This window comes from Actinoplanes campanulatus (genome assembly GCF_014647795.1).
GTDB classification, from domain to species: domain Bacteria; phylum Actinomycetota; class Actinomycetes; order Mycobacteriales; family Micromonosporaceae; genus Actinoplanes; species Actinoplanes campanulatus.
The window spans coordinates 157,163-180,815 of record NZ_BMPW01000010.1 but is presented as its reverse complement, the minus strand read 5'-3'; the positions used below and the strand labels follow the sequence as shown (position 1 = coordinate 180,815).

Here is a 23,653-nt window from a genome sequence, read left to right as displayed (position 1 = left end):
CCGATGTCAAGTCCGCACTGAACGGTCGTTCAGCCCTGGACGGCCGCCCGCGCCTCGGCGTACAGGTCGGTGGCCAGCTCCCGGGTGGGCGATTCCGGACTCATCCGCTTCAACAGCTCATCAAGCACCCGCTCGGCCTCCCCGGGTGACCCGGAACGCAGCAGCGCCTCGGCCAGCATGCCCTCCAGCCGGTCGGCGTCGTCCACCGCGCCGATACCGCGCAACGGCTCGACCGCGCCCCGCAGGTGGGGCAGCGCCTCGGCATAGCGGCCCCGGCGCATCAGCAGGTTGCCCACCTCGAAGGCGAAGGTGGACCGGCCCCAGACCACACCCGGCTGCGCGGCCAGCTCGGCGGGCAGCTCCGCGTACCGTCGCTCGGCGAACCGGATGACCTCCTCGGCCTCCGGCACCTCGTCGGCGTAGTTGAGCGCCATCAGCCGGCGGCGCAGCACCCGCAGCTCGGCGACCAGGTCGCCGGCCTCGTGCAGCGCAACGGCCGCGGCCCGGAAGGTCAGCGCGGCCTCGCTGTCGCGGTCCAGGTCGTACAGCAGCTGACCGGCCTGCTCACCGACCTGGCCCCGGCCCGCCGGATTGCCCTCCAACCGCTCGATCAGGTCGCGGTAAAGCTGGAGCGCCCGGCTGCTGTCGTCGAGGTCGCGGTAGATCGCTGCCAGCAGGAACCGGGTGTCGAGGGCCGGCTCCTCGGCGCCCAGCCGGTCGAAACCGAGCAGCGCCTCCTCGGCCACCTCGGCCGCCTCCGCCGGACGGCCGGCCTGCTTGTACGCCTGCGCCAGCTCGTGCCGGACGAAGACGCCACCGCCGTCGCCGTCGCCGCCGGCCGCGACCAGCGCGACCACCTCGACGTAGTCGTCGATCGCCTCGTCCGGGCGGTCCAGGTTCATCAGGGCGCGCGCCCGGTGCAGGCGGGACGGCAGCTCGGCGCCGGGCACACCGACCGCGAGCGCCTCGCTGAGCACGGCCACCGTCTCCTCCGGTGACTCGCTGAGCTGACCGACGAGCACGGCCGCCTCTGCGGCGGCCCGGGCCGGACCGTGCGCCCGGTAGAACTCCCACGCCAGCCGGGCGGCCGTGCCGGCCTCCTCGCTCCGGTCGGCCAGCGCACGGTTCTGCGCCCGGATCATCGCGTGGTACGCCACCCGCCTCGGGTCACCGATCTCCTCGGCGAAGCGGTCCGATCGGTCACCGGCCTCGTTCGCCTCGTCCATCCGCTGCAAGAGTCGGTACATTTGGGACAGACGAACCCAGGCGCTCGCCCGGCTGCGCGCGTCGCCGTGGGCGTCGTGGTGGGCGGCATTCGCCTCCACCACAGCCAGCAACTCGTCGGTCGGCTCGTCGGTCCAGGCCTTCTGCACGGCCAGCCGGGCCCGCGTCATACCGGCCTCGCCCGTGTCCCCGGCCTCGGTGAACAGCTCGGCGGCCCGCTCCCAGGCGGACCTGGTCGCCGCGCCGTCGTCGTCCGGTGCCGCGAAACCGCGCAGCAGCCACAGGCGGGCGGCCAGCGCCGGATCGGCGGGCACCTCGAACCGGGCGCCGAAGGCCGCCAGCACGGTCCGGAGCGCGTCCTCGCGGTCCTCCTGCCAGTGCTTCTCGGCCAGGTCGATCAGCTCCGCGGGCGTCGCCGTCTCCGGCACCTCCACCGGGGGCGTCACGACTCGCGGGGGCTCCGGTGCCACGATCTCCGTCTCCGGCGACACCGGGCGGCGCGCGGTCGGGGAGAGCGGAACGTTGACACCGTACGGTTTCGACTCCATCACCTCGACCATCAGGCCGCTCTGGTGCCGGGTGCCGTTGCGGGCGTCGAACCGGGCCGCCGTCTCGAGGGTGAACGTCTCCAGTTCACCGGCCAGTGCCGAAGCGGTGACATCCGCCCGGCCGGCCCGGCGGATCAGCGTGTCACCGTGGCCGAGCTCGACGAGCCGGCGCAGCAGCAGAACCGCGGACGCCGCGAAGTTCATGGCGGCGGCCGGTGACGGCGCCTGATCCAGCCAGTCGACATGCCGTTGGAGGATCTCCAGGCCACGGTGCTCGTTACCGGTGCGCGCGCAGAACCGGATGTGGTCGCCGACACCCCACAGGTCGGCCAGGTTGTTCCGCTCGATCATGTACGACCGGCGGTGCGCGTCGGCGGCCTCCCGCAGCCGGCCGGTCCGCAGGTAGACCGGCATCAGCTCGCTGAGGATGCTCTGCGGCTGCTCGGAACAGGACAGGTCACCGGCGAGCACCGGGCCGGCCAGTTCGGCAGCCTCCTCGTACCTCTCCTGGTCGGCCAGGTGGTTGACCAGGGTGGTCGGGTCGCAGCCGGCACAGTCGGAGAGTGTGTCGCGGGGCGCGGCCTGCCACTTCTCGAACCACTCCGCCACCTCGCCGGTCCGCCCGACATGCTGCGCCACCAGGTACCGGTGCTTGTAGACCGCCTGCATGCCGTGGCCGGATTCCCGGTATCGCCGCTCCATGTCGTCGAGCACCGCGTAGGTGCGCTCCAGCGGCACCTCCGGGAACTTGGTCAGGGAGTTGACCATGTTCTTGAACAGCCACAGCAGGTTGTGCATCCAGCGCTGGTGGTGCGGCCCCGGGTTGCGATCGAAATCCGCCACACACCAGGAGAAGGTCGGGAACGCCTTCACCGGCTCGCCGCCGTAGATGTACGCGGTGGTCGCGAAAAGCCGCGCATAGAACCGCAGCGCCGGGTCGTCGGTCGTGTCGACGTGCCGGAGAACCTGCTCCACCAAGGCGATCTGCGCGGCACCATACGGCAGGTGCTGTGCCTCGTCGAGCAGCTCCCACAGCTCCTGGGCGGTCTTCATCGGGTCTCCTCCCCGGGGACGGCCCGGTCCAGCAGGCCGAGGAACGACGTGGTGAGCAGTGCGGCGTCGGCCGGGCGGATCGGGTGGTGGCCGAGCAGGAGCGCCTGCCCATACAACGACTCGACGGCCAGGCCGGCGAGTTCGGCGTCACCCAGTGCGGCGATCCGGCGGATCAGCGGGTTGCGGTGGTTGAGGACCAACTGCGGCCGGTCGGCCGGCACGGTACGGGAGAGCGCGTCCAGCACCCCGCCCCACAGGTCGTCGGCCTGATCCCGGCCCGCGGTGAACTCGTCGTGGAAGGCCGCGGCACGGCTCACCAGGTACAGCGCGGGCATGGTGACCGGGTCGAAGGCGCGCACCACGACCTCGCAGCCGAGCCGGTCGAGCCGGCGCTGGGCGGCCGCCAGGAACGGTCGCAGCAACAGCTCGGTCTCCGCGTCCAGGCCGGTGAAGCGGGTGGTCAGATCGGTCGGGTCGAGCCGCTCGGCACGGACCTCCGGATCGGTGGCGGCGAGGCGCTGGATCAGCTCGGCGTCGTACACATACCCGCCGTTGATCAGGCCCACCTCCTGGGCCGCGGCGACACCCGCGAGCTGCCGGAACTCGTCGGCGGTGGCGGCGTACCGCAGGACACCGTGCCGGGCCCGGAACTCGGCGAGGGTGACCTCACCCATGTTGGTCTGCATCGGGTACCACTGCTCGACCAGGCGCAGCATCTCGTCGTCGTGCAGGGCCAGTGCCTTCACGCCGAGGTGGTGAATGCTCAGGAACTCGGCGAGACGTCGCGGATCGGTCGCCGACAACCGCACCAGCCAGCCGCGGAGCTGGTCGGCGATCGCCTCCCGGGTCTCGGCGAGCATGCCGTCGTCGTAGAGCGCCTCCCGGCTCGCGGTCGGCCGCAGCTCGGTGCTGTCGACCACGCAGCGGGCGAAGAAGGCCCACTCGGGCAGCAGGCCCTCGATGCTCTCGGAGAGCAGCATCCGCTTCAGGTAGACCCGGTGACCGCCGCGGCTTGCCGGGTTGACCGGGGTGGGCAGCACGAACGCGGCGCCGGTGAGCCCGGCGGACGGCACGTTCAGCTCGATCACGTCGAACGGGCGGAACCCGAGAGTGCGCTGCGCGTACGCCAGACGCGACTCGGGCGGCAGCTCCCAGGGCACGGTGCCGGTGGTGACCGCGCGGCCGTCGACCGACACGGCGACCGGGAGCAGGGAGCCGTAGGTGGTGGCGAGGTCGGCCACCGTCGAACCGGTCAGGAAGTGCTCGGCACCGCGGCGGGGCAGCAGGGTGACCGTGGTGCCCGGCTCGCGGTCGTCACCGGCACGAACCGCGTAACGGCCGTCCGAGTAGCCGGTCCAGAGCACCGGGGCAGCGCCCTCCCTGCGGGTGTGCACCCGGATCTCGTCGGCGACCAGGAAGCAGGAGAGCAGGCCGATGCCGAACTGGCCGAGGAACTCGTGCCGGGCGAAGCCCAGCTCGTCGCGCTTCGAGCTGCGGCCGATGGTGGCGAGCAACTCGTGGACCTGCGCCTCGGTGAGGCCGATGCCGTTGTCGTCGATCCGCAGGGTGCCGTCGCCGGTGGTGTCCGAGGAGGCGATCGTCACCACCCCGTCGTGCCCGGGGCCGATCGCCGTGATCGCGTCCACGGCGTTCTGCAGCAGCTCCCGAACATACACGCGGGGGCTCGCGTAGAGGTGATGACTGAGCAGATCGACGATGCCCCGCAGGTCGACCTGGAACGTGTTGCTCACGGTGCGGCACGGTACCGGTTACCTACGACAAAATCAGACCGATATCGCTCGGTGAGTCGCGCTGATCGCGACGGCCCCCGTTGGACCGGGCTCCGGCACGATCCACCGTCGCGATCAGCGCTTCGCACCCGCCCGCCGAGCCGTCAGGTAAGGCGTCGCCGGCGTCTCCCGGTTGGCGACCAGGAGCGTGACCACGACCAGCGCCAGGGCAATCGGCCAGCAGCGCTGGGCCGTCGTCCACACCCCGTCCATCGGGAGCGACCAGGGCGAGCCGCGATCGGTGAAGAACAGGCTCACCACCAGGACGACCCCCTGCACGATGGGCCCGAGGAGCGCACCGGCCGCGTCGTCCCGGTAGCGGGCACCGACCGCGGCGGCCGCTACCGGCAACAGCCCGCACACCGCCGCCTGGAGGATCACGAACCCGTGCGACCAGGTCACGGCCGGGCCGGCCGCATTCCGGACGGCGAGGTAGAGCAGGCCCCAGACCAGGACGGACGGCACCAGCAGCAGGGCGATCCGCAACCACTGCCGCCGCCAGCGCGGCAGCGGACTGATCACTGTGGACGCCATCAGATCCGGCAACGCGAACCCCGCCGCGGCGCCGAGCACGGCCGCCGCGATCCGCAGGTCGATCACGATCATGGCGGGTGGCGGATCCTTCAGGAGCACCGGAAGCTGAGCCACGACGGCCAGCAGCACCGCCACGGCGAAGGGCCACCACGGCACAGCCCGGATCAGGTGCAGGGTCAGTGGCCGGGTCACGTGCAGACCCCACGGTCGTCCGGGGCCATCGTGCCGTCGGCCGGCGAGGCCGGCGGCTCGGTGGGGATCGGCGGCGGGTCAAGGGTCACGCCGAGCCCGGCCAGCGCGGTCGATGACGGGTCGAGGACCTCGGACCAGTGCTCGGCGAGGTAACTTGCCACCCTGTCCTGTGGCATGGCCAGCAGGCTCTCCGCGGCCTGGATCTCGGCCTGCCCGTACCGCGTCCGGGGCAACGTCCATCCTTCGCCCGGTGCGGCCCGGTCCAGCATCCACAGGCCGACGACCGTCCGGTGCTGGCCCGACGCGTCGCAGGTGAGCCACGCCGTGGGCTCCCGGGTGAGGATCCCGATGCTGGTCGACACGTAGTCGCGGGTCATCCGGCGCCGTGAGTCCTCGGCCCAGCCTCCGATCCGCCCCCAGCTGTCCGAGATGATCATTTCGGGATAGCCGGGAGTCATCGGCTTCATGTCGTCCATGGTGGCGATCTGCCGGATGGAGGGGCGCCGGGCGCCCGGTGGGAGAAGGGACGCGACCGGCTCGACGGCGTCTCGCCAGTACTCGATCCACGGCGCATGTCCGGGCAGGGCGCAGTAACGCACCTCGGCATGAACCCGGCAGTCGAGCATTTCCGGAGCGGTCCGTTGCAGCGCCGCCTCCGTGTCGACGAAGTCGGGGGTGATCGCCGCCTCGTGCCGGACGGCGTACCCAGCGAACATCACGGATACGACCGCGATCACCGCCGACGCCCGGCGGGCGGCCGGCCAGGACGCCAGCGCGACGACCGACACCAGCAGGCCGGCGAGGTAGAGCAGATGCCATCCGTGTGGGTAGCGGTATCCGAAGTCCCACTCGACGAAGGTGACCGGCCAGAAGCTGAGGTCCGAGCTGCTCACGAAGACGAACGGCACCGAGAGGGCCAGGAAGATGGCGACCACGGCGAGCGGCCCGGTCACGGCGGCGGGTAGGAGCCGGCCGGCCACCAAACCGATCGCCGCCCCGATCGGTGGGATGACGGCCACCACGACGGCCGCCCAGGGCTCGAATCGCCCGACCGGCCAGGTCGGCAGTAGGAGCAGCAGGATCGCCGCATAGAGAACGAGCCCGGCAAGGGCCGCGATCGGCACCACCGCGAGCTGCCCGAGACTGCGTCGGCCGCGACCGGTGGGCATGGTGCGCATGGTCTCCACGGCCTGGGCCCGGTGGTCGCGGGCGACCGCCAACTGAGCGGCGATCAGCAATGCGGTGGCCAGCACCACGGCGGCCATGCCGCTGTTCTCGTGGAATGTCTCCCAGGTCGGCAGCCGGGTCCAGGACCAGGCCAGGCCCGAGACGATGGACAGCACCAGCCCGGTCCAGAGGAAGGGGCTGCGCCAGACCCGGCGAGCCTCGGCCCGGGCCAGCGCGATGGTCGCCACCCGCGGGGACGGGATCGGGTGCCCGGTCCGCTCGACGGTGATCGTCACCGGACCACCTCGGCGATCGCCGCTCGGCCCAGCAGCATGAGGTATCCGTCCTCGATGGACGGCCGGGTCGCCTCGGCGCCGTCCGGCTGCTGCCCGACGGTCCGGTAGAGCCCATCCGCATTGCGCCAATACGCCGTGTTTCCCTGCGGTGGCGACTCGGACAGCCACACCTGCCCGTCGGCGACGCCGGCCAGCTCGCGAGGGCTGCCCTCGAAGACCACCCGGCCACCGCTCATCACCACGACCCGCTCGCAGAGCGCCCCGACGTCCTCGGTCTGGTGCGTCGAGAGCAGCACGGTGCGGCACTCGCCGATGCGGGAGATCAGTGCGCGAAAGAGCATCCGCTGCTCGGGGTCGAGGCCGACCGTCGGCTCGTCCAGGATCAACAGCTCCGGGTCGCCGAGCAGCGCCTGGGCGAGGCCGAGCCGCTGCCGCATGCCGCCGGAGAGCTTGCGCACCTTCGTCTTCGCCCGGTCGGTGAGCTCGACCTCGTCGAGCACCCGCCGGACCTCGGCGCGGCGCTGCCGCGTGTCGGTGACCTCCTTCAGCACGGCGACGTAGTCGAGCAGGTCGTACGCCGTGAAGTTGGGATACAGACCCGGATTCTGCGGGAGATAACCGATCCGGCGCCGCACCTCGGTGCGCTGTGCGGGCACTGCCGGATCGAGCCCGCGCACCCGGATCGAACCGCTGTCCGGGCCGAGCGCGGTGGCCAGACAGCGCAGCAGGGTGCTCTTGCCCGCGCCGTTCGGCCCCAGCAGGCCGGTCACGCCGACCCCGATCTCCAGGTCGACGCCGTCGAGCGCGGTCAGCGATCCGTAGTGTTTGGACACTCCCTGCACGGTGACCGTGGTCATCGGCTCTCCCCCAGGTCGAAGTGGCGTCGCCGCCGAATCAGGACGGCCACGGCGGCGGCCGCCGCGGCGAGGTAGACGAACTGCGCGATCGGGCCGAACACCAACGGGATGAAGACCTCGGACCGGACGCCGAGCACCCAGGACACCCCGGTGAGCCAGAGGCCGCCGAGCGCGGCCGCCGCGGCCTGCAGCGACCAGGCCGTGGCCAGCGCGAGCGTGCCGGTGCAGAGCAGCAACGCGGGCAGCAGCCAGGCAGCCGCATACCACCCCGGACCGGGCAGCAGGAGCCCGGCGACGCCGGCCAGCGCCGTGGCGGCGCCGATCACCGAGATCGCCCGCCACAGCACCAGGGCCGGACCGGCCGACGGTGTGGTCCCGGTGATCTCGTGCATCGGGTCGATGCCCGAACCGTAGGCGCCGGAGACCGCGACCACCGGCAGGACCGGGGCGAGGACCAGGAACAACCGGCTCGCCCCGCCGGTCTCGCCGACCGCGGACAGCGAGGCCGCGATCACCGCGAGGACGACGACCGACAGCGTGGCGATCAGCCACGACCAGCGCAGCGCCGGGGTCGCGGTGAGCAGCCGAAACCGGTGCTCGGGCAGGCCCACCCGGGTCAGCAACCGCTGGACGGGACCGGCCTGCGGCGCGTGGATGTTGTCGAAGACGATCGACCAGTTGCCGGTCAGCCAGGTGATGTCGACCGGAACCCGGCCGCGGCACGTGGCGCAGGCCGACATGTGCGCCTCCACCGCCATGACCCGGCTCGGATTGAGAACGCCCTGCTCATACTGCTCGAAAAGCTCCGGGTCCAGATGCCACTCGCTCATGTCAGCAGCTCCCTCAATCTGCTCCGGGCCCGCATCAGCCGGGTCTTGGCGGTGCCCTCCGGAATGCCGAGCAGCTTCGCCGCCTCGCGGACGGTGAGCCCGTCCAGCGCGGTGGCCTCGATCAGGTGGCGCAGCTCGGGGGACAACCGGTCCAGAGCCGGGCCCAGGGCGCCGTGCTCGACACCGAGCAGCACCAGCTCCTCGGCCGAAGGTGTGGTGCCCACGTCGGGCAGCTCGCCGGACAGGCTGCTCAGCCAGCGGTGCGCCGGGCCACGTAGGGCCGAGACCAGCCGACGGACCGCAATGGTCCAGAGCCAGGCGGCCGCGTCGGCGCGCTCCTCCTCGTACCGTTGAGCGTCTTTCCAGACCGCGACGAAGGTGTCCTGGATCGCGGCATCGACCACGTCGGGGTCCGCGCAGCGCCGGCGCAGCCGGGCGCGCAGCCAGCCGGCATGCCGGTGGTGGAGCAGGCGCAGCGCCGCGGTCTGCCCGGCGGCGATGGCGCGCAGCAGGTCAGCGTCACTGCTCTGCTCGCTGACCGGGGGCACCGGCCGAAATCTTCTCCGTCGCACATCTGGACTATCGCCGATGGCCCCGGATTCGGTTCACGAGAAAACGGCGCCGCCATCGGGCAGCGCCGTTTCGGGATGGATCAGCTGAGGCCGCCGGGCTCCGGACCCTTGGCGATCGGCGCTCGGACCAGGTTTCCCCACTCGGTCCAGGAGCCGTCGTAGTTGCGCACCTGCGGGTAGCCCAGCAGGTGCCGCAGCACGAACCAGGTGTGGCTGGACCGCTCGCCGATCCGGCAGTAGGCGATGATGTCGTCCGCCGACTCCAGGCCCAGCTCGTCGCGATAGATCTTGATGAGGTCGTCGTGCGACTTGAACGTGCCGTCGTCGTTGGCCGCGGACTTCCACGGCTTGCTCACCGCGCCCGGGATGTGGCCGCCACGCAGAGCGCCCTCCTGGGGGTACGCCTCCATGTGGGTCAGCTCGCCGGTGTACTCCTGGGGGGAGCGCACGTCGACCAGCGGCCGCCCACTGGCGATGTGCCCCATCACCTGGTCACGGAAAGCGCGGATCTCGGAGTCGTTACGCACCGGAACCGGGTAGTCGGCGGCCGGGCGGACGGTCTTCTCGCGGGTCACCGGACGGCCCTCGGCCACCCACTTCTGCCGGCCGCCGTCGAGCAGCCGCACGTCGCGGTGGCCGAACAGGCCGAAGACCCACAGCGCGTACGCCGCCCACCAGTTGAAGTTGTCGCCGTAGAAGACGATCGTGTCGTCACGGCCGATGCCCTTGGCCGCACAGAGGGCCGCGAAGGCCGCCGGGTCCAGGTAGTCCCGGCTGACCTGGTCGTTCAGCTCCAGGTGCCAGTCGACCTTGACCGCGCCGGGGATGTGGCCGGTGTCGTAGAGCAGCACGTCCTCGTCCGACTCGACGACGACCAGGCCGGGGGTGTCCAGATTCGCGGCGAGCCACTCGGTGGTGACCAGTTTGTCGGGATGCGCGTAGGCCTGCAGCGCCTGCGCCGGATCGTTCGGTACGGACATGCCTGTCACGCTAGCGCCTGTTGCTGCCTGATCGTGCGGGCTTGGCGCGGCCGTGACGGCACGGTTGTCACCGCTCGCCACCGCCACGTGCGGGGGACCAACGCAACGTGATACCGGTGACAGCGAGATAACCGGATGTTTTCGTCGTACCCGGTCCCTAAGCTCGCCTGCATGCTGCTTCGGATGTCCACCTTGCTGCTCAAGACCCTGCGTGAGGAGCCGGCGGACGCGGAGGTGCCGAGTCACCGCCTCCTCGTGCGCGCCGGGTTCGTCCGTCGCGCCGCTCCGGGCGGCTACACCTGGCTGCCACTCGGCAAGCTCGTTCTGGACCGCGTCACCGCCGTGGTCCAGGAGGAGATGTTCGCGGCCGGCGGACAGGAGGTCTCGTTCCCCGCGCTGCTGCCCCGCGAGCCCTACGAGACCAGTGGCCGCTGGACGGAGTACGGCGACGACATCTTCACCCTCAAGGACCGGCGTGGGGCCGACCATCTGCTGGCGCCCACCCACGAGGAGATGGTCACCCTGCTGGTGCAGGAGATGACCGTGTCGTATCGGGACTTTCCACTGATCCTGTTCCAGCTCCAGACCAAGTTCCGGGACGAGGCCCGTCCCCGTGGTGGTCTGCTGCGCGGTCGCGAGTTCCTGATGAAGGACGCCTATTCGTTCGACCTCACCGACGCCGGGCTCGCGGAGGCGTACGAGCGGATGCGCGCCGCCTATCAGCGGATCTTCAACCGGCTCGGGTTGGAGCACACGGTCGTCGCGGCCACCTCCGGCGCGATGGGCGGCTCGGCGTCCGAGGAGTTCCTGGCCGCGGCCGAGGTCGGGGAGGACACCTACGTCGGCTGCACCGCGTGCGATTACGCGGCCAACACCGAGGCCGTGACCACTCCGGCGCCCACCGTGCGACAGCCGGCCGCCCCGGCCATGGCGGTGCACGACACCCCCGATACGCCGACGATCGCCTCGCTGGTCGATCTGGCCAACGAGCGGGCGCTCGGTGGGCGCACCGACTGGACGGCCGCCGACACGTTGAAGAACGTGGTGGTCACCGTCCAGCACCCGGGCCGCGAGCCGGAGCTGCTGGCGATCGGCCTGCCCGGCGACCGTGACGTCGATCTCAAGCGGCTCAACGCCGTCCTGGCGCCGGCCACCGCGACCCTCTTCGACGACTTCGCGTCACGGCCCGACCTGGTCAAGGGCTACATCGGCCCGCAGGGCATCAAGATCCGGTATCTGGCCGATCCCCGCGTCGCGATCGGCACGGCTTGGCTGACCGGCGCCAATCAGCCCGGCAAGCACGCGACCGATGTGGTGGCGGGCCGCGACTTCACGCCGGACGGCGTCATCGAGGCGGCCGAGGTGCGGCCCGGTGATCCCTGCCCGGCCTGCGACGACGGCAGGCTGACCATGCGCCGGGGCATCGAGATCGGCCACATCTTCCAGCTCGGCCGGCGCTACACCGACGCGTTCAAGGTCGACGTGCTGGGCGCCGACGGCAAACCGGTGCGGCCCACCATGGGCTGCTACGGCATCGGCCTGTCCCGGGCGGTGGCGGCGATCGCCGAGCAGCACCACGACGATCGGGGCCTGGTCTGGCCCGCCGCGATCGCCCCGGCCGACGTGCACATCGTCGCGGCCGGCAAGGACGGCCAGGTCGAAGCGGCCCTCATGCTCGGGGCCACGCTCTCCCGCGCCGGGCTGCGGGTGCTCGTCGACGACCGGCCCAACGTGTCGGCGGGCGTCAAATTCACCGATGCCGAGCTCATCGGCATCCCGCGGTCCGTCGTGGTCGGCCGCCGTCTTTCGGAGGGGTACGTGGAAGTGCGCGACCGGCGCAGCCAGGAGCGGCAGGAAGTGCCCGTTGCGGATGTGGCGGGTGTGATCACGGCGGAGGCCGGGTAACCGTGAGATACCGGCAGCGGAAGGGTGGTAGCACGGTGAGGCTGGTCGCGGATGCGATGACCCGTCAGGTGGTCTATCTCCCAGAGGACACCCCGCTCGACGAAGCGGCCCAGGCCATGCGTGACCGGGGCATCGGCGATGTGGTGGTGACCAGCGGCCCGACCATGACGGGCATCGTCACCGACCGGGACATCGTGATCCGCGCCATCGCGGAGAATCTGCCACCGGCCACCACGACGCTCGGTGCGATCGCCACCCGGGAGCTGCTCATGGTCGAGCAGAGCGCCTCGGTGGAGGAGGCGGTGCAGGCCATGCGTGAGCGGGGCGTCCGCCGTCTGCTGGTCTGTGACGCCGACCGCAATCTGGTCGGGATCCTGAGCCTGAGCGACGTCGCCCTGCTGCCCACGTCAGCCGCCGCCTGAGCGACATACGCGCTGCTGCCCACCTCGGCCGGCACTGACCGGCTCACGATCCGGCGCTGCCAAGGGCCCGGCGCACCACAGTGGGTCGCGCTGATCAGCGCGTTAGGGTCGATGGCGTGACTGACATGCCACCGAAGCTGGCCGAGATCGTCGACGAGTTCGCCTCCGCCCCGCGCGAGGTCGTGCTCGAGATGCTGCTGGAGTTCGCCGACGCCGTTCCGCCACTGCCCGCGGACCTGGCCGGGCACGAGGGCATGGAGCAGGTTCCGGAGTGCCAGACCGCGTTCTTCCTGAAGGCGGTGGTGCAGCCGGACGACACCGTGGTGGCCCATTTCGACTGCCCACCGGAGGCGCCGACCACCTGGGCGTTCGCCGGCATCCTGGCCGAGGGTCTGGCGGGGGCGAGCACCGGGGAGATCCTCGCCGTACCCGATGATCTCTATGCCCGGATGGGGCTGGCCCAGGCGATCAGCCCGTTGCGGGTCCGCGGCGGGACCGCCATTCTGGCCCGCCTCAAGCGCCAGGTCGCCGCCCAGGCGACCCCGGTCGAAACGGAGTGACGTGGATATTCAGGTTTGGTCCGATGTGGTCTGCCCGTGGTGCTACATCGGGAAGCGGCGGCTAGAGAACGCCCTGGACGCATTCGACGGCCCCGCCACAGTCACCTATCGGGCCTATCAACTGGACCCCGCCCCGGTGCCGGATCCCCTACCGATCAAGCAGGTGATGGCGGCGAAGTTCGGCGGCCCGGCCCGCGCCGAGCAGATGTTCGCGCAGGTCACCGCGATCGGCGCCAGTGAGGGCCTGACCCTGGAATTCGACCGGGCGATCGCGGCCAACACCTTCGCGGCGCACCGGCTGATCGCCTGGGCGCAGACACAGGACCGCCAGGCGGACATGCTGGACGCGCTCCAGCGAGCGCACTTCACCGACGGCATCGACATCGGTTCGCTTCCTGCCCTGGCCACGGTCGCCGGCTCGATCGGCCTGGACGGCACCGCCGCGCTCACCTATCTGGAGACGGATGCGGCTCCAAGGCGGTCCGGATCGACATAGAGGAGGCACGGGCGCTCCGGATCAGCAGCGTCCCGAACTTCGTGATCGACGGGAAGTATCAGGTCCAGGGCGCTCAGGAGACAGAGACGCTGGTCGCCGCCTTCGCGGAGATCGCGCGGCGGGCAGACGTCAACACCGGTCTATGACGTTTCACGTGAAACAGAATCGATGACCGTCACACCGTCTCGCGGGCCAGGCCATCGATGACCTCGGCGCCCGGTAGGGCGCCGAGGGCCGGGCCGGCAATGGCGATTTTGCTGTGCCGAACACCGGAGCCGACAATCACGTGCGGGGCGGCGACCACCCGGGCGTCGACCAGAATCGGCCACGAGGCGGGGAGCCCGATCGGGGTGATCCCGCCGAACTCCATCCCGGTCAGCGCCACGGCGTCGTCCATCGGCGCGAAGCTGGCCTTCCGCACGTCCAGGTGCCGCCGGACCACGCCGTTCACGTCGGCGCGCGTGGTCGCGAGGATGATGCAGGCCGCATAGCGGGTGACCTCGCCGCGGCGCCCGGCCACGATCACGCAGTTGGCGGACTCGGCAAGGCCCACTCCGTACGCCTCACAGAAGGCCGCCGTGTCCGCCAGCCCCGGGTCGATCGGCGCGACCAGCACCTGATCGGCGTCGATCGGTGCCTCAGCCGGCCAGACCGTCAGCGCCTCGGCCACGGCCGGCGCGAGCAGATCCGGCCGGGTCTGGGCAATTTCGGTCCGCAGCCTTCCCATCATGACTACATCCTTGCCCAGTCAATCGATCACAACTCGGCGGGGTACGCCTCAGTCGTAGAAGAACGACTCAAGGTCCTCCATCGATCCGGGCCCGGCCAAAAAGTGCTCGGCAGCCGCGACGGCCCGCTCTGAGGGAGTGTCCGACCGCGCCAGCCAGACCTCACCCCACTCAGCGACCGCATAGATGCCGGACAACAGCTCCGGCATGCGCGCCGGATGCGGTGGCTGGTGCCCGACCACGGGCGACAGGGTCCAACCACCGGCCCGGGCGGCCAAACGAATGACACCCGCCCAGGCCGCTATTCGCCCCACCCGTACGCGTAACGGATCATCGATGAACGGCGGCACCCGGCCGCCGTGGAGGCACTGGGTAGCCACCGTGATGTCCGCGATCACCCGCCTCTCCACGGTGTCGCGAACCCAGCGTCCCTCCTGGGATTCGTCGATCGCGGCCGCCCACCACTCCCAGGCCGCTTCGATCCGGTCCACCGCCTCGTGCATGTCACACAGGTTCGCACCCGGTGTTCCCGTACCGCTCGACCAGGTAGTCGTCCCAGGTATGCGTACCCGTGGATCCGGTGGTACCGACCAGGCCACCCTCCCGAACCGCCCGGGCCAGACCACCCGGCAGCCGCACCAGCCAGACCGGCCGCCTGCTGCCACGCGCCGCGAGCCAGGGCCGGGCCATCTCCCCCAAGGTCAGCGCCTGAGGGCCCGCCAGCTCGGTGGCCTGTCCGGTGGCCGGTTCACCGAGGAGACTTACGATCCGCTCCGCCACGTCCTGGACGTGCACCGGCTGCACCCGAAATCCCGGGTCGACGATGAGCGGCCCCAGGCGGCTCGACGCGGTGAAAAGGGTGTCGACCAGCGAGGGGAACTGGGTGGCCCGCAGGATCGTGAACGGCACGCCGGAGTCGCGAACCACGGCCTCGGTGGCGAGCTTGGTGCGGTAGTAGCCGAGTGGCACCCGGTCGATCCCGACGATCGACACATACAGCGCGTGCCGGACCCCCGCCCTCGCCGCCGCGGCGAGAAGCCGCCGCGTGCCCTCCACGTCCGTCTCCCGCTGGCGGCGGCCCGGCGCCGAGGCCAGGTGCACGATCGCGTCGGCACCGCGCACGGCGTCGTCGAGGCCGTCTCCGCTCGCCAGGTCGGCGGCCACCCACCCCGGCCGCGCCCGCCGGCTCATCGGCCGCACCCGGTGGCCGGCGGCCGTCAGGGCGGGCACCACCGCCGATCCGAGAGTGCCGCTCGCCCCGGTCACCAGCACTGTCATCGAGTCACTCATGCGGGAGAGACGAACCCCGGCCCGGCATCGTGACGTGCCCTCGATCACGATGCGGGCGGACAATAGACCCAAACCCTTTCAGAGGTACGCGGATTCGCGGACCACGAAGGCCTGATTTTCGGAAAGCCCTCAGTTCCGGCCGGATCATGCCGACCGTCAGTGATTGTGGAGGACCGCCGAAAGGCACGCGTTGGGACCGTCAGTGGGCTCGCGCTACTGACCGGTGCGACCGCGTTCATCTCCATTGCCGGCGGCCATCATTCGCTCTTCGCCACCCTACTGCTGGGTCTGCTGGCGGCGATGATGGCGCACGCCCTGGTGGTGGAGGTCCAGCGTCAGGCTCGTCGCCGGTCCCAGGTCCTCTGGTACTGGACGGACACGGTCAACGCCGTGCTGCTGGCGATCTGGGCACTGACCGCCGTCGCCGCGAGCTGCGCCCCGTTCACGTCCCTGCCGGTACGCATACTCGGCGGCCTCCTGGCCGTGGGCTACACCGCCACCTGCATCTACTTCGTGCTGGAGCGGCGCCGCGCCGTGACCGCCCCGTTCCTCCCGGTGCCCGCCCCCTCGGCGGAGCCGGAGGACGCGCCGGTGGCGGACTCGACCCCCACGGTCTGACCGGCAAGCGTCGGCAGAACCACCATCAACGGCGGGACCGGCACCCCGTTGGTCTCGATCGGCAGCTCGGGAACGGGCAGCCAGTCGACACCGAGCTGCTCCGGGCCGGAGCCGTCATCGCGCCCGACACGTGGCTCGCCATCCGCGACACTGACCGCGAAGACCGAGGTCATGCCGGACGGGTAGGGCATCTCCAGCACATAGCGGGCGTCGCTGACGACGAGGCCGGTCTCCTCGAACACCTCGCGCCGCACCGCCTCCTCGGCCGTCTCCCCTGGACGCAGACCGCCGCCGGGAAGAGTCCACCACTCACCGCCACCGGATCGCCGGCTGCGCTCGTGCACCATCAGCACACGGCCGTCCCGCACGATCACGGCGGCGGCCCGTCTTCGTTCGTCCACGCCATGCAGGCTAACCGCCGGGCCTGTGCGCCGCAGGGCTCATTCATTCCTCTGTGGATAACCGGCACAGCCCAAGACCGGGCAAATGCACACCTACGGCTTCGGAACGGTGACCAGCAGATATGTACGGTCCCGCAAGAACGCCGCGGTCAACGCGATGCCGGTGTGCCGGGCCATGAAGCCGAGCGCCGCACCCGTGGGATCCGTCACGCCGCGAGCGTCGAGAAGCCCGGCCGTGGTCAGCTCGGACCGGAACTCGTCCAGCCCGCCGCCCCCGGCCCGCTCCGGTGCCGCCGTGTCGAGGTCCAGAGCGAGGTTCCCGTCCCGGAAGACCATGAGCCGGCCGGGCCCACCCCCGCCTCCCCGGTAGGAGACGATCTCCCCGCCGTCCGCCGACAGCGGCTCCACGATCTGCGAGGTGACACCGAGCGATCCGTTGTCCTCCACCAGGATCGACCAGTCGCCGGCGCTGGCGATCCCGATGAAGAACCGCTTCGGGTCGCCCGTCTCCCCGTCTCCGGGGCCGACGACCCGGTACCACTCGACCCGCTCCAGTTCGTCGCCACCGAGCCGCTCTATCAGGGCGTACGGCTTGATGCCCCGAACCAGGGTGAAGCAGAACCCGTGGGTGAGGTCGGCGCTCCTGGCCGGCCAGCCGTAGTCGACCTCCGGACCGGCCGACGGAAGGGGCTCGGCGAAACCGGGGCTGCCACAGCCGGACAGGCCGGAGAGTGCGATCAGGAGAAGGGCGGAGCGGCGATTCACCGCGACAGTAGATCAAAGTTCTTGTAAGTCTCGCGCCCGCCTACCGGTTAACGCCAATCGACCAACCGTTGATGAGCGGCGCGGATCAGCGTTCCATGCTTACCTCATCGATCACCGAAGTGGTCTGCGTCGCGTCGAGGTCCATAGTGGCCAGGGCGCCGGCGCACCGCGTTCCTGGCAGAGATACGCCGCGAGGTAGCTACTCCTCGCCGAACAAGGCAAATATCGCGGACAGCAGTCCTGCATTCCCTGCGATGGAGGCCGTCGCGGACCGGTGGGACCTGGGCTGAAATGGCCCCGATGTGGTCCCACGATCTTGGTGACAGACCGATTTGGTGGAGCCCAGGGGACTTGAACCCCTAACCCCCGCCTTGCAAAGGCGGTGCTCTGCCAGTTGAGCTAGGGCCCCGTGACCCGCTATCGCAGGTCGGGAGCGGTGGTCGCCTCGTGCCACAGAGCGCGCTCGTCGCTGGAGGCCTTGACCTTCTTGACCACCAGGGCCGCGACCCCGACGACACCGGCAATGATGAGGAGCTTCTTCAGCACTGAACTGCTACCCCCTAGGCACCGCTCGGAAAGGACGGTGAATGACAAGTGGCCCCGACTCACGTGATCTCGTGAGTGGGGCCTCTCAGTCACCCGTGGGGCTAGCTGGAATCGAACCAGCGACCTCAGAGTTATCAGCTCTGCGCTCTAACCGACTGAGCTATAGCCCCTCACCTGCGGACTGAACGTTACCGCATCGGGTTGCGGGCTTCCAAAGCGGGGTACCCGCAACCCGATGCGTTCGTCAGTCCCGCTCGGCCAGTGTCAGCTCGATGCCGCCGACCAGGTCGGCGCAGACGTTGTAAATGAACGCGCTCAGCGTGGCCAGCGCGGTGAAGAGCACCACATTGACCGCGCCGATCAGCATCGACGTGCCGATGACGCCCCAGGCGGTGATCTTGAACGTGCCACTGGACGACGTCTCGTTGCCGCCGCTGGCGGTGACCAGGTCCTGCAGGTTGCCGTTGACCGAGCTCCACACGCCCATGGTGTCCAGGGCGAGGTAGAGCACCGAGGTGGCGACCACCACGACGATGAAGAGCACGATCGACACGGCGAACGAGAACTTCATCACCGACCAGGGGTCGATCCGCTTCAGGTTCAGCCGGGCACGACGGGGGCCGCGCGCCGCCGCCGACGACACCGTCGAGCGGGCCGAACGGACCGCTTCCGAGACACGGGCGGCCCCGACCGCTGCCGCACCTCCGGCGGCAGGCCCGCCCGGAACGGTGCCGGTCCGCTGTTTCGCGGCCCCGGCAGCGGCACCGGGAGCGGCCGGCGCCGCTGACGCGGGCGCGGTGGTGGGTCGCGGCGGGGTGCTCGGGCTCGCGCCGGGAGCAGTTCCGGGGGTACGCCCGGCGGGCGTCCCAGGAGCTGCGCCCTTGCCCTTGGTGACGACCGGCACCGAGGCCGACCCCTTCACCCCGGACTGCGCGCCCGGCCGTTTGTCCGCGCCGTCGCTGCTGCCGGCGGCTGGTTCACCCGGCGGCGGGGCCATTCCCGGCGCGCGGGTGAACTTGGGCGCGGACGGGGCATCGGCGGGGACAGCGGCGCGCCCTGCGGTCTCGCGACCGTTCGAGGCGGCGCCGTCCTTCTTGGCCGCGTCGTCCGGAGTCGCTGAGCTCCCCGGGCCCCCCGACTTCGCCTGTGTCTCCGGCATCAACTAGTCCTGTTCGTCAGGCTCGTCGGCATTGCGAGCAAGCGCCACGATGGTTACACCTTCAGGGAGGTCCATCAGCTTGACCCCCATTGTGTTCCGATCCCGTGTGCGCCGTACAGGCTTCACGGGAGTCCGGATGACACCACCATTGCTGGTGATGGCAAACAGTTCATCCTCCGGGCTGATCACCAGAGCGCCGACAAGTCCACCACGACGCTCCGTGATCTTGGCGGTCAGCACCCCCTTACCGCCACGCCCCTGCACCGGATACTCCTCGATGGGCGTGCGTTTCGCATACCCACCGTCGGTGGCGACCAACACATCCATACCCTCGCGGACGACTTCCATCGCGAGGAGCTCGTCGTTCTCGCCGAACCGCATGCCGATCACACCGGACGTGGCCCGCCCCATCGGGCGCAGCGCCTCGTCGGTGGCGTTGAACCGGATGGCCTGCGCCTTCTTGGAGACCAGCAACAGGTCGTCCTCCGAAGCCACCAGCGCCGCGCCCACCAATTCGTCATCCTCCCGCAGGTTGATGGCGATGATGCCACCGCTGCGGTTGGAGTCAAATTCCTCCAGGCGGGTCTTCTTCACGAGCCCATTCTTAGTGGCGAGCACAAGGTGCGGCGCCACCTGGTAATTCGGGATCTGGATGACCTGCGCGATGTGCTCGTCCGGCTGGAAGGCCAGCAGGTTCGCGACGTGCTGGCCCTTGGCCACCCGGTTGGCCTCGGGCAGCTCGTACGCCTTCGCCCGGTAGACCCGGCCCTTGTTCGTGAAGAACAGCATCCAGTCGTGGGTCGAGATGACGAAGAAGTGCGAGACGATGTCGTCCTGCCGCAGGGATGCGCCGCTCACGCCCTTGCCGCCGCGCTTCTGCGACCGGTACATGTCGACCTTGGTGCGCTTCGCGTAACCGGTCCGTGTGATGGTCACCACAACGTCTTCCCGGGCGATGAGGTCTTCCATGGAGACCTCGCCGTCGAACGGGATGATCTGGGTACGCCGGTCGTCGCCGAACTTCTGGACGATCTCGGCCAGCTCCTCCGAGACGATCGAGCGCTGCCGCTCCGGCTTCGCCAGGATGTCCTTGAAGTCGGCGATCTCCAGCTCGATCTTCGCGAGCTCGTCGACGATCCGCTGCCGCTCCAGCGCGGCCAGCCGGCGCAGCTGCATGTCGAGGATCGCGGTCGCCTGGACCTCGTCGACGTCGAGCAGCTGCATCAGGCCCTGGCGTGAGTCCTCCACCGTGGGCGAGCGCCGGATCAGGGCGATGACCTCGTCCAGCATGTCCAGCGCCTTGGCCAGACCACGCAGGATGTGTGCGCGCTCCTCGGCCTTGCGCAGCCGGAACGCGGTCCGCCGCTGGATGACCTCGATCTGGTGGTCGACGTAGTAGCGGATGAACTGGGCGAGGTTCAGCGTGCGGGGGACGCCGTCGACCAGCGCCAGCATGTTGGCGCCGAACGTCTCCTGGAGCTGGGTGTGCTTGTAGAGGTTGTTCAGCACCACCTTGGCGACCGCGTCGCGCTTGAGCACGAGGATCAGGCGCATACCGGTACGGCCGGAGGACTCGTCCCGGATGTCCGCGATTCCGGTGAGTTTGCCCTCCTTGACCAACTCCGCGATACGCTCGGCCAGGTTGTCCGGGTTCACCTGGTACGGCAACTCGGTCACCACGAGGCAGGGCCGGCCGCGCTGGTCCTCCTCGACCTCGACCACCGCGCGCATCCGGATGGAGCCCCGACCGGTCCGGTACGCCTCGGTGATCGCCGTCTGCCCGACGATCAGGCCGTACGTCGGGAAGTCCGGGCCCTTCACGATCTCGAGCATCGCCTCGAGCGCGGTCGCCTCGTCCGACTCGGGGTTGTCGAGCTGCCACTGCACGGCCGCCGCGATCTCGCGCAGGTTGTGCGGCGGGATCTTGGTGGCCATGCCGACCGCGATGCCCTCGGACCCGTTGACCAGCAGGTTCGGGAACCGGGCCGGCAGGATCGTCGGCTCCTTGGTCCGCCCGTCGTAGTTGTCCTGCATGTCGACGGTGTCCTCGTCGATGTCCCGCAGCATCTCCATGGCAAGCGGGGACAGCTTCGACTCGGTGTACCGCATGGCGGCCGGCGGGTCGTTACCCGGCGAGCCGAAGTTGCCGTTGCCGTCGATCAGCGGGTACCGCAGTGACCAGATCTGACCCATCCGGACCAGGGCGTCGTAGATCGACGAGTCACCGTGCGGGTGGTAGTTGCCCATCACGTCGCCGACGACGCGGGCGCACTTCACGTACCCGCGGTCCGGACGGAAGCCGGCGTCGTACATCGCGTAAAGGATCTTGCGGTGCACCGGCTTGAGGCCGTCACGGACGTCGGGCAGCGCACGGCCGACGATCACGCTCATCGCGTAGTCGAGGTACGAACGCTGCATCTCGACCTCGAGGCCGACCGGCTCGACCCGCTGGGTCACACCGCCGCCGGTGTCGTTCTGGATCTCGTCGCCGTCGGGGGGCTCGGGAGTGTCAGTCACTTTTAACCCTTACTCAAGTGATGCCAGGCAAATACGACCAGAACGGGCATATAGCTGTGGATAACGTTGTGGAAATGCGGTGCAAGCTGTGGATACGGCTTGCCCGGACTCAGATGTCCAGGAACCTGACGTCCTTGGCGTTGCGCTGAATGAACGACCGCCGCGCCTCCACGTCCTCACCCATCAGCACGCTGAAAAGCTCGTCCGCCACCGCGGCGTCGTCGAGCGTCACCTGGCGCAGGGTGCGGGTGTCCGGGTTCATCGTGGTGTCCCACAGCTCGTGGAAGTTCATCTCGCCGAGACCCTTGAACCGCTGGATGTCGTCCGGCTTCGCGTTCGCCTTCTTCTGCTGGCGCAGCGCGATCAGGCCGTCCCGCTCGCGGTCGGAGTACGCGTACTGCGCGTCGTCGCCCCGCTTGTTCCACTTGAGCTTGTAGAGCGGCGGTGAGGCCAGGTAGACGTGCCCCTGCTCGACCAGCGGCCGCATGAAGCGGAACAGCAGCGTGAGCAGCAGGGTCTGGATGTGCTGGCCGTCGACGTCGGCGTCGGCCATCAGGATGATCTTGTGGTACCGCAGCTTCGAGATGTCGAACTCGTCGTGGATGCCGGTGCCCATGGCCGTGATCAGCGCCTGGACCTCGTTGTTCTTGAGCACCCGGTCGATCCGGGCCTTCTCCACGTTGAGGATCTTGCCGCGGATCGGCAGGATCGCCTGGATGCGGCTTTCCCGGCCGGACTTGGCCGAGCCGCCGGCCGAGTCACCCTCGACGATGAACAGCTCGGTCTCGCGCGGGTCGGTGGACTGGCAGTCGGCCAGCTTGCCCGGCATCGAGCCGGACTCCAGCAGCGACTTGCGCCGGGCCAGCTTGCGGGCCTGCTGCGCGGCGATCCGGGCGCGGGCCGCCTGGTCCGCCTTCGTGATGATCAGCTTGGCGTCCGCCGGGTTCCGGTCGAACCAGTCGGCCAGCTGCTCGTTGGCGACCTTCTGCACGAAGCTCTTCATGTCGGTGTTGCCGAGCTTCGTCTTGGTCTGACCCTCGAACTGCGGCTCCCGCAGGGTCACCGAGATGATCGCGGCGAGGCCCTCGCGGATGTCCTCACCGGACAGTTTCTGATCGCCCTTGAGGAACTTCTTCTCGATGCCGTACTTGTTGACGATCGTGGTCAGCGCGGCGCGGAAACCCTCCTCGTGGGTACCGCCCTCATGTGTGTTGATGCGGTTCGCGAAGGTGTAGACCGACTCGCCGTACGACTCGTTCCACTGCATCGCGACCTCGACGCCCATACCGGCGTCGTTGTCCTCGGCGCCGAACTCGATCACGGTCTTGTGGATGGCGCTCTTCGTGGCGTTCAGGTGCCGGACGAAGTCGGAGATGCCGCCCGCGTACATGAAGGCGACCTTGCGGGGCTCACCGTTCTCGTCGGCGAACTCGGTCCGCAGGTCGGTGAAGTTGATGGTGAGGCCCCGGTTGAGGAACGCCATCTCCTGCAGCCGGCGGTAGATCGTCTGGAAGTCGAACTCGACGGTCTCGAAGATGTCCGGATCCGGCCAGAACTGCACGGTCGAGCCGGAATATTCGGTCGGCTCGCCCTTCACCAGCTCGCTGGGCACGGAGTGGTCGTACTTCTGGCGCCAGAAGAAGCCGTCCTTCTGGATCTCCACGGCCATCCTCGTCGAGAGCGCGTTGACGACGGACACGCCGACACCGTGCAGACCGCCGGAGACCTTGTAGGCCTGACCGTCGAACTTGCCACCCGCGTGCAGCACGGTCAGCGCGACCTCGACACCCGGCTTCTTCAGCTGCGGGTGCAGGTCGACCGGGAAGCCACGGCCGTTGTCGGTGACCGAGACGCCGCCGTCGGCGAGCAGGACCACGTCGATGGTGTCGCAGTAGCCGGCCAGTGCCTCGTCGACGGCGTTGTCCACGACCTCCCAGACCAGGTGGTGCAGACCGCGCTCACCGGTGGAACCGATGTACATACCGGGACGCTTGCGGACCGCTTCAAGGCCTTCGAGCACGGTGATCGACCCGGCACCGTATTCCTGCTGATTCTCTGACACCCTCGGCCACTTTCTCGCGCCGGGCCGAAAGGCCCCGCTACGGGGTTGGCGGGCCGGGCCGGCGACGACATGAGCACGCACGAGGGACCGGAGATGACCCCGCGGGGAGGAGCGGACCACCGGTGGAACCATGCGCGCCGG

The 23,653-nt window shown here is 69.8% G+C and carries 21 protein-coding genes, 2 tRNA genes and 1 pseudogene; 5 read left to right on the top strand and 19 right to left on the bottom strand.

Annotation, left to right across the window (positions count from 1 at the left end):
• Positions 1 to 29: 29 nt before the first annotated feature.
• The 8 genes from IEZ13_RS20730 to IEZ13_RS20695 form a co-directional block, all read right to left on the bottom strand.
• Positions 30 to 2,825, bottom strand: a complete 2,796-nt coding sequence (locus tag IEZ13_RS20730; RefSeq protein WP_183225812.1) for a tetratricopeptide repeat protein — start codon at positions 2,823 to 2,825, stop codon at positions 30 to 32.
• Entirely contained in the window at positions 2,822 to 4,576 is a 1,755-nt protein-coding gene (locus IEZ13_RS20725; protein WP_183225813.1) for an HSP90 family protein, read from the bottom strand. The genes IEZ13_RS20730 and IEZ13_RS20725 overlap by 4 nt, the downstream gene beginning before the upstream one ends.
• A 114-nt stretch (positions 4,577 to 4,690) precedes the next feature.
• Entirely contained in the window at positions 4,691 to 5,341 is a 651-nt protein-coding gene (locus IEZ13_RS20720) for a hypothetical protein (RefSeq protein ID WP_183225814.1), read from the bottom strand.
• Positions 5,338 to 6,804: a hypothetical protein gene (locus tag IEZ13_RS20715; protein ID WP_183225815.1), complete on the bottom strand. Its 1,467-nt coding sequence runs from the start codon at positions 6,802 to 6,804 to the stop codon at positions 5,338 to 5,340. Before IEZ13_RS20715 ends, IEZ13_RS20720 begins: the two co-directional genes overlap by 4 nt.
• A complete protein-coding gene (locus IEZ13_RS20710) occupies positions 6,801 to 7,661 on the bottom strand; it encodes an ABC transporter ATP-binding protein (RefSeq protein ID WP_183225816.1) in 861 nt (286 codons plus the stop codon). Before IEZ13_RS20710 ends, IEZ13_RS20715 begins: the two co-directional genes overlap by 4 nt.
• Positions 7,658 to 8,491, bottom strand: coding sequence for a cupin domain-containing protein (locus tag IEZ13_RS20705; protein WP_183225817.1), 834 nt, complete (start codon positions 8,489 to 8,491; stop codon positions 7,658 to 7,660). Before IEZ13_RS20705 ends, IEZ13_RS20710 begins: the two co-directional genes overlap by 4 nt.
• Entirely contained in the window at positions 8,488 to 9,039 is a 552-nt protein-coding gene (locus IEZ13_RS20700; RefSeq protein ID WP_203833961.1) for an RNA polymerase sigma factor, read from the bottom strand. The genes IEZ13_RS20705 and IEZ13_RS20700 overlap by 4 nt, the downstream gene beginning before the upstream one ends.
• 104 nt (positions 9,040 to 9,143) lie before the next feature.
• On the bottom strand, positions 9,144 to 10,043 hold the full coding sequence (locus tag IEZ13_RS20695) for a sulfurtransferase (protein WP_183225819.1): 900 nt from the start codon (positions 10,041 to 10,043) through the stop codon (positions 9,144 to 9,146).
• A gap of 171 nt (positions 10,044 to 10,214) precedes the next feature.
• Between IEZ13_RS20695 and IEZ13_RS20690 the strand changes: the two genes are divergently transcribed.
• From IEZ13_RS20690 to IEZ13_RS20675, 4 genes and pseudogenes are all read left to right on the top strand, one after another.
• On the top strand, positions 10,215 to 11,948 hold the full coding sequence (locus tag IEZ13_RS20690; RefSeq protein WP_183225820.1) for a proline--tRNA ligase: 1,734 nt from the start codon (positions 10,215 to 10,217) through the stop codon (positions 11,946 to 11,948).
• A 56-nt stretch (positions 11,949 to 12,004) separates the two neighbouring features.
• Complete coding sequence (locus IEZ13_RS20685; protein WP_183225852.1) at positions 12,005 to 12,370, top strand: CBS domain-containing protein; 366 nt, start codon at positions 12,005 to 12,007, stop codon at positions 12,368 to 12,370.
• A 116-nt stretch (positions 12,371 to 12,486) separates the two neighbouring features.
• Positions 12,487 to 12,930, top strand: a complete 444-nt coding sequence (locus tag IEZ13_RS20680; protein ID WP_183225821.1) for a SufE family protein — start codon at positions 12,487 to 12,489, stop codon at positions 12,928 to 12,930.
• Position 12,931: 1 nt separating this feature from the next.
• Positions 12,932 to 13,572 (top strand): annotated as a pseudogene (locus IEZ13_RS20675) (DsbA family oxidoreductase).
• 29 nt (positions 13,573 to 13,601) lie between these two features.
• Here the strand turns inward: IEZ13_RS20675 and IEZ13_RS20670 are convergent.
• The 3 genes from IEZ13_RS20670 to IEZ13_RS20660 are packed head-to-tail and all read right to left on the bottom strand — an operon-like array spanning position 13,602 to position 15,444.
• Positions 13,602 to 14,153 (bottom strand): YbaK/EbsC family protein, encoded by a 552-nt coding sequence (locus IEZ13_RS20670; protein ID WP_183225853.1) that lies wholly within the window; start codon positions 14,151 to 14,153, stop codon positions 13,602 to 13,604.
• A 51-nt stretch (positions 14,154 to 14,204) separates the two neighbouring features.
• Positions 14,205 to 14,657 (bottom strand): hypothetical protein, encoded by a 453-nt coding sequence (locus IEZ13_RS20665; RefSeq protein WP_183225822.1) that lies wholly within the window; start codon positions 14,655 to 14,657, stop codon positions 14,205 to 14,207.
• Position 14,658: 1 nt separating this feature from the next.
• A complete protein-coding gene (locus tag IEZ13_RS20660; RefSeq protein WP_229794822.1) occupies positions 14,659 to 15,444 on the bottom strand; it encodes an SDR family oxidoreductase in 786 nt (261 codons plus the stop codon).
• Between the two features lie 165 nt (positions 15,445 to 15,609).
• On the opposite strand from IEZ13_RS20660, the gene IEZ13_RS20655 reads away from it, so the two are divergent.
• On the top strand, positions 15,610 to 16,062 hold the full coding sequence (locus tag IEZ13_RS20655; protein WP_183225823.1) for a hypothetical protein: 453 nt from the start codon (positions 15,610 to 15,612) through the stop codon (positions 16,060 to 16,062).
• Here the strand turns inward: IEZ13_RS20655 and IEZ13_RS20650 are convergent.
• The 8 genes from IEZ13_RS20650 to gyrB form a co-directional block, all read right to left on the bottom strand.
• Entirely contained in the window at positions 15,951 to 16,463 is a 513-nt protein-coding gene (locus tag IEZ13_RS20650) for an NUDIX domain-containing protein (RefSeq protein WP_229794821.1), read from the bottom strand. The genes IEZ13_RS20655 and IEZ13_RS20650 overlap by 112 nt on opposite strands.
• 93 nt (positions 16,464 to 16,556) lie before the next feature.
• On the bottom strand, positions 16,557 to 17,228 hold the full coding sequence (locus IEZ13_RS20645) for a DUF6461 domain-containing protein (RefSeq protein ID WP_183225824.1): 672 nt from the start codon (positions 17,226 to 17,228) through the stop codon (positions 16,557 to 16,559).
• Positions 17,229 to 17,561: 333 nt separating this feature from the next.
• Positions 17,562 to 17,637, bottom strand: a tRNA-Ala gene (locus IEZ13_RS20640).
• An 8-nt stretch (positions 17,638 to 17,645) separates the two neighbouring features.
• Entirely contained in the window at positions 17,646 to 17,774 is a 129-nt protein-coding gene (locus IEZ13_RS46650) for a DLW-39 family protein (protein WP_211304171.1), read from the bottom strand.
• A 96-nt stretch (positions 17,775 to 17,870) separates the two neighbouring features.
• Positions 17,871 to 17,944 (bottom strand) — tRNA-Ile (locus IEZ13_RS20635).
• A gap of 74 nt (positions 17,945 to 18,018) precedes the next feature.
• Positions 18,019 to 18,933, bottom strand: a complete 915-nt coding sequence (locus IEZ13_RS20630) for a DUF3566 domain-containing protein (RefSeq protein WP_183225825.1) — start codon at positions 18,931 to 18,933, stop codon at positions 18,019 to 18,021.
• A 3-nt stretch (positions 18,934 to 18,936) separates the two neighbouring features.
• A complete protein-coding gene (gyrA, locus tag IEZ13_RS20625) occupies positions 18,937 to 21,450 on the bottom strand; it encodes a DNA gyrase subunit A (RefSeq protein WP_183225826.1) in 2,514 nt (837 codons plus the stop codon).
• 109 nt (positions 21,451 to 21,559) lie between these two features.
• Positions 21,560 to 23,512 (bottom strand): DNA topoisomerase (ATP-hydrolyzing) subunit B, encoded by a 1,953-nt coding sequence (gene gyrB, locus IEZ13_RS20620; RefSeq protein WP_183225827.1) that lies wholly within the window; start codon positions 23,510 to 23,512, stop codon positions 21,560 to 21,562.
• Positions 23,513 to 23,653 lie beyond the last annotated feature (141 nt).